Source organism: Nostoc sp. CCY 9925 (assembly GCF_963920935.1).
Classification (GTDB): Bacteria; Cyanobacteriota; Cyanobacteriia; order Cyanobacteriales; family Nostocaceae; genus Nostoc.
On record NZ_CAWUDO010000234.1, the window covers coordinates 1 to 3165 of the forward strand.

The 3165-nt window shown below is 44.4% G+C and carries 1 protein-coding gene; it reads right to left on the reverse strand.

Annotated elements, in window-relative coordinates; all coding sequences use genetic code 11:
- A partial coding sequence (locus tag ACM0OY_RS39870) for a condensation domain-containing protein (protein ID WP_414574215.1) occupies window positions 1–3165 on the reverse strand: 3165 nt, incomplete at both ends.

The window sequence follows — 3165 nt, forward strand, 5'->3', positions numbered from 1 at the left end:
CCACCATCATCAAAAGGGAGCGTTCTACGCACAAGCCAACTCTTACCTCTGGTCCGATGCCCAGTGTTTGCAAATAATGTGCCAATTGATTGGCACGGGAATTGAGTTCTTGGTAAGAGAGTTGTTCATTTTCATAGACTATTGCTACAGCATCAGGGGTTCGCTCTACTTGAGCTTCAAACAATTGATGGATACACAGGTTCTTGGGATAGTCACCTTTGGTGTCATTCCACTCCTCTAATAATTGCTTTCGCTCTGCTTTAGTTAAAAGCGGTAAATCCCATAGATGTTGTTTTGGATTGGTAACAATACCTTCTAACAAACTTTGGAAATGCCCTAGCATCCTACGGATAGTAGCAGCAGCAAAGCAGTTCGGATTGTAGGAGAGCCTGATCAACATTTCAGACTCAGGTACTACAAACGCTGTTAGGGGATAGTGCGTCTGATCCATCTCATGAATTTGATCGCTCTTCAAACCAACCTGCTGCCGCAACGAGCCGTGCAGTGGGTGGTTCTCAAAGACTAGGATACTATCGAACAGTGATAGCCCTCGCGGTAAGTCACACCAGTTTTGTACTTCTCGCAATGGACTGTAATCGTACTGCTGCGCCTCCCTCTGTTGAATTTGCAATTTTTTTAGCCAGGGCAAGACTGAGTTTTCTGGGGATATTTGTACCCGTACGGGTAGAGTGTTAATAAACAATCCAACCCTAGATTCGACTTCGAGCAATTCAACAGGTCGGCAAGACACAGTAGCTCCGAACAACACATCTTTGTGACCACTATAACGGCTTAACAGCAGAGCCCAGCTTCCCTGTACCACAGTGTTTACTGTTAGTTGATGGTTACGCGCAAACGAATAAAGTGCGGCTGTTACTTCAGCAGAAAATCTATATTCTTGTTCCTCATTCACTACTTGTTTTGTTGACCTGCTTATTAGCTGATCCACCATGAGTGGAGTAGGCGCGTAAAAGCCTTGCAGCGCATGCCGCCAGAAGGCCTCTGCTCTGGATAGATCCTGCTGCTGTAACCAGACAATGTAGTCCCGATAAGAGCGGCTAGGTTTTAACCGTGGCGTGTGTCCTGCACAAAATGCCTTATAACTGGTAAAAACATTCTTTAAAATCAAAGACATACTCCAGCCATCCATCAGTAGTTGACTATAGCTCAGCACTAAATGATAACGGTCCTGGGAAACTTGAAGGAGGGCAACGCGCATCAGAGGTGGCTGACACAGGTCAAAACCCTGAGATCGATCAGCTTCGAGAAAGGCTTGCAATTGTTGATTTTGTTCACTAAGAGGGAAATGTCGCCAGTCTTCCTGGTGAATAGAAAACTGCGCCTGTTTATGCACCACCTGCAAAGGTTGAGCCAACCTTTGCCAGATGAAAGCAGTTCGCATGGCAGAGTATTGGTTTATCACCTCTTGCCAGGCTCGCTTAAAGGCGGTTATGTCTATTTCTTCCTGGAGGATGTAGTGCAATTGGAGAGAATAGACCATCAATTCTGGAGCGTATAGGTTGTGGTACAAAATTCCTTCCTGTATAGGTGAGAGAGGATAAATGTCTTCCACCTGTTGGTTTGCTCCAAACATCTGATCCAGCTGCAACTGGTTAAGGCTTGCAAGTGGGAAATCGGAGGGCGTGTAACCTCCTGTCTTTGGTGACTGGCAGTAGACGATAAGCAAGCGTAAAACTTTTATGAAGTTCTGTGCTAAAGTCTCAATGGTAGAACGTATATGTATGTTTTTGCTATAAGTCCACTCTAAAGAGAGCCTTCCCCCTTCAATCTTTCCGGTAATGCTTAGCAAGTGAGTGTGAGTTGTTTGGTCGCTAACAAGTGGTCCACTTGATTCTGGGGCTGTTTTAAAGGAAAGAACCTCGGAAATACCCTTATCCACCTGCCCCAGGTAATTGAAGCTTACTTCTGGATGAGGCTGTGCTCGTAACTTCTCAGCGATTTCCAAACTTCTACTCATATAGCGTAGCAAACCGTAACCGATACCTCTGTTAGGAATTTGCCGCAACTGCTCTTTAATTGATTTGAGCTTAGCATCAAAGCTGCATTCTGTTTCTGGTAAACTTATGCATACAGGGTGAAATGTCACAAACCGCCCCACAGTGCGCGAAAGATCCACACCTTCCAAAATATCTTCACGTCCGTGTCCCTCAAAGTCGAAAAATAAATAAGGCTGCTTTGTCCAGCCAGCAAATACCTCGACCAAAGCTGTTAATAAAACGTCATTAATCTGAGTATGATAAGCTTCCGGTACTTCATGTAGTAAAGATTGAGTCTCTTGCACACTTAGGGAAACAAACACTTGGTCGCGTGATATTTCAGTATTGGCTGCACTAGGGTAGTCCTTTGGCAGAGCAGATAACTGTATTGGGGGAACTGCAAGCCAGTAATTCAGTTCTTGCTCCACTTTGACTGACTGCGAGTATTCTAACAGTCGTTCAGCCCAATGCTTGAAAGAGGTCGTCTTAGGTGGCAATTGTATTGTATCATTATGGTTAAGCTGTTGATAAGCTTTCTGCAAATCCTCAAGTAATATTCGCCATGAGACACCATCAATCCCAAGATGATGAATCACTATAAGCAAACGACTAGGTTTGTGGTAGCCCAGGTCTAACAGGGTAACCCGCACAAGCGAGCCATCGAATATATTTAAACTACCCTGCACTTGTCTTGCCACTGACTCAATCGCAATCCTTTGCTCCGCTTCTAACAGGGCTGACAAATCCACCTTTGAAAAAGGTATAATCGTGTTAGTGCAGGCAATGAACTGCTTCCAACCTGATTCTTCTCGAATAAAACGAAGACGAAGGGCGTCATGGTTTACAAGTAAGTAGTGCGTGACTTTTTCTAACAAAAAAGGGTTTAAGTCTCGTTGTACTTCGAGCAAAAGTGCCTGATTCCAGTGATGAGGATTAGGCTGTTCCTGCTCGAAAAACCATTGCTGAATGGGGGTTATGGGCACAATACCAATGACCAATTCTTGTTCAGTTTGGATAGGCTGTGTTGTGCCAGTAACTGCTGCTAATTTGGCAATGCTCTGGTGTTGAAAAAGCTGTTTAAGGGTAAGTCGAAGCCCCTTCTGATTAGCTTTAGAGATAATTTGAATACCAAGAATTGAATCGCCGCCCAATTCAAAAAAGTTATCAT